The organism is Streptomyces sp. NPDC005195 (assembly GCF_040608315.1).
In the GTDB taxonomy this organism is placed as follows: Bacteria; Actinomycetota; Actinomycetes; order Streptomycetales; family Streptomycetaceae; genus Streptomyces; species Streptomyces kaempferi.
Genome location: NZ_JBEXHZ010000261.1, coordinates 1 through 2,136, shown reverse-complemented (window position 1 = coordinate 2,136; position 2,136 = coordinate 1). Strand labels below are relative to the sequence as shown.

2 protein-coding genes and 1 pseudogene are annotated in these 2,136 nt (G+C 71.3%); all 3 read right to left on the bottom strand.

The annotated features are described in order from the left end of the window. A pseudogene (locus ABZV34_RS38775) lies at positions 1-101 on the bottom strand (PTS fructose transporter subunit IIA); the annotation flags it as partial. After that, positions 94-693, bottom strand: coding sequence for a dihydroxyacetone kinase subunit DhaL (dhaL, locus tag ABZV34_RS38770; protein WP_356287793.1), 600 nt, complete (start codon positions 691-693; stop codon positions 94-96). The pseudogene ABZV34_RS38775 and the gene dhaL, both read right to left, overlap by 8 nt. A gap of 135 nt (positions 694-828) precedes the next feature. Next, a complete protein-coding gene (gene dhaK / locus ABZV34_RS38765; RefSeq protein WP_356287791.1) occupies positions 829-1,821 on the bottom strand; it encodes a dihydroxyacetone kinase subunit DhaK in 993 nt (330 codons plus the stop codon). Positions 1,822-2,136 lie beyond the last annotated feature (315 nt).

The following is a 2,136-nucleotide window of genomic DNA, read 5'->3' as shown; positions in this document are numbered from 1 at the left end:
AGCCCCGTCGCCAGTTCGGCGACCGAGGCGGCGACGGCGGCGCTGTGCGAGACGAGCACGATGCCGACGAGCCGGCCCGCGTTGTCGTCGGAGTCACTCACCGGACGCCTCCACGAGTGCGCCGATCAGCAGGGATGACGAGGTGGCGCCCGGATCCTGGTGCCCGATGCTCCGCTCGCCCAGATAACTCGCCCTGCCCTTGCGGGCCTGCAACGGGATCGTGGCCGCGGCGCCCTCCGCCGCGGCGGTGGCCGCGGCGGCGAAGGAGTCGGAGAGCGCGTCCACCGCGGGCACCAGCGCGTCGATCATCGTCTTGTCGCCGGGGGCGGCCCCGCCCAGCGCCATGACCGCGTCGACGCCCGCCCGAAGCGCGTCGGTGAACTGTTCCCCGGAGACCTCGGCGGCATCCCCGAGTGCCTTTCCGGTACGGCGCAGCAGGGTGCCGTACAAGGGCCCCGACGCGCCGCCGACCGTGGAGATCAGCTGGCGTCCGGCGAGTGTGAGAACGGCGCCGGGGGTGTCCGGGGCATCCTTCTCCAGCACGTTCACGACGGCGGTGAACCCGCGCTGCAGATTGCTGCCGTGGTCGGCGTCGCCGATCGGCGAGTCCAGCTCCGTGAGCCGCTGCGCCTCACGGTCCACCGAGGCGGCGGTCGCCGTCATCCAGCGGCGGAAGAAATCGGCGTCGAGCACAGAATCTCCTTGCGTGATACCAACGTTGGGTCGATGAGATGAGTCCTGGTCCTGCCGCGATCGTGGCTGTGGCTGTGGCTGTGGCTGTGGCTGTGGCTGTGGCTGTGGCTGTGGCCTGCCGGGCGGCGGGCCGGCTCACACGCCCCAGCGGAGGCCCGCTGTCTTCACCGGCGCGTCCCACAGACGCAGCAGTTCCTCGTCCACCTGGCACAGCGTCACCGAGGCACCGGCCATGTCCAGCGAGGTGACGTAGTTCCCGACCAGCGTGCGCGCGACGGGGATCCCGCGCTCGCCGAGCACGCGCTGCACCTCCGCGCTGAACCCGTACAGCTCCAGGAGCGGGGTCGCGCCCATGCCGTTGACCAGGACGAGGACGGGATCGCGCGGGTTCAGGTCCTCCAGGATCGCGTGCACCGAGAAGTCGGCGATCTCGCGCGAGGTCATCATCGCGCGCCGCTCCCGGCCGGGCTCGCCGTGGATACCGACACCCAGCTCGAGTTCCCCGGGCGGCAGGTCGAAGGTGGGGCTGCCCTTGGCCGGAGTGGTGCAGGCGGCGAGCGCGACACCGAAACTCCGGGAGTTCTCGTTGACCTGACGGGCCAGCGACTCCACCCGCTCCAGCGGGGCACCCTCCTCGGCCGCGGCGCCCGCGATCTTCTCCACGAACAGCGTCGCGCCCGTGCCGCGCCGGCCGGCCGTGTAAAGACTGTCGGTGACGGCGACGTCGTCGTTGACCAGCACCTTGGCGATCCGGATGCCCTCGTCCTCGGCGAGTTCGGCCGCCATGTCGAAGTTCAGCACGTCGCCGGTGTAGTTCTTCACGATGAACAGCACACCCGCGCCGCTGTTCACGGCGGCGGCGGCCCGCACCATCTGGTCCGGCACCGGAGAGGTGAAGACCTCGCCCGGACAGGCCGCCGACAGCATCCCGGGACCGACGAAACCGCCGTGCAGGGGCTCGTGGCCCGATCCGCCGCCGGAGACGAGGGCCACCTTGCCGGCCACCGGGGCGTCACGCCGTACGATCACGCGGTTCTCGACATCCACCGTGAGGTCCGGGTGTGCGGCCGCCATACCCCGCAGCGCGTCCGCGACCACCGTCTCCGCCACGTTGATCAGCATCTTCATGGGTACCTCCTGGTGAGCGTAAGAGTGGAGCCCGTGACCTGCGTTGTCGCCCGTTCGTTGGGTGCGGTGGGTGTTCGGTTCCGCCGGTCGTCGGTGCTGAGGGCTCGTCACTGCGAAGTATCGGTCTTGGAAGGGCGATGGTCACGTGTACCGACACGCTCGGGTCGGTTCGGGTCGTTTACCAGCCGGTTCGGACGGTCCGCGGCCGCTTTCGCCGTCCGGGACACGGGCTTCCGAAGGGCACGCCGCCGCGGCGCGGCGCGGCGGGGCCGCGGTCCCCGCGGCGGCGGACGCCGCCGTTGTGTCGTGGGCCCC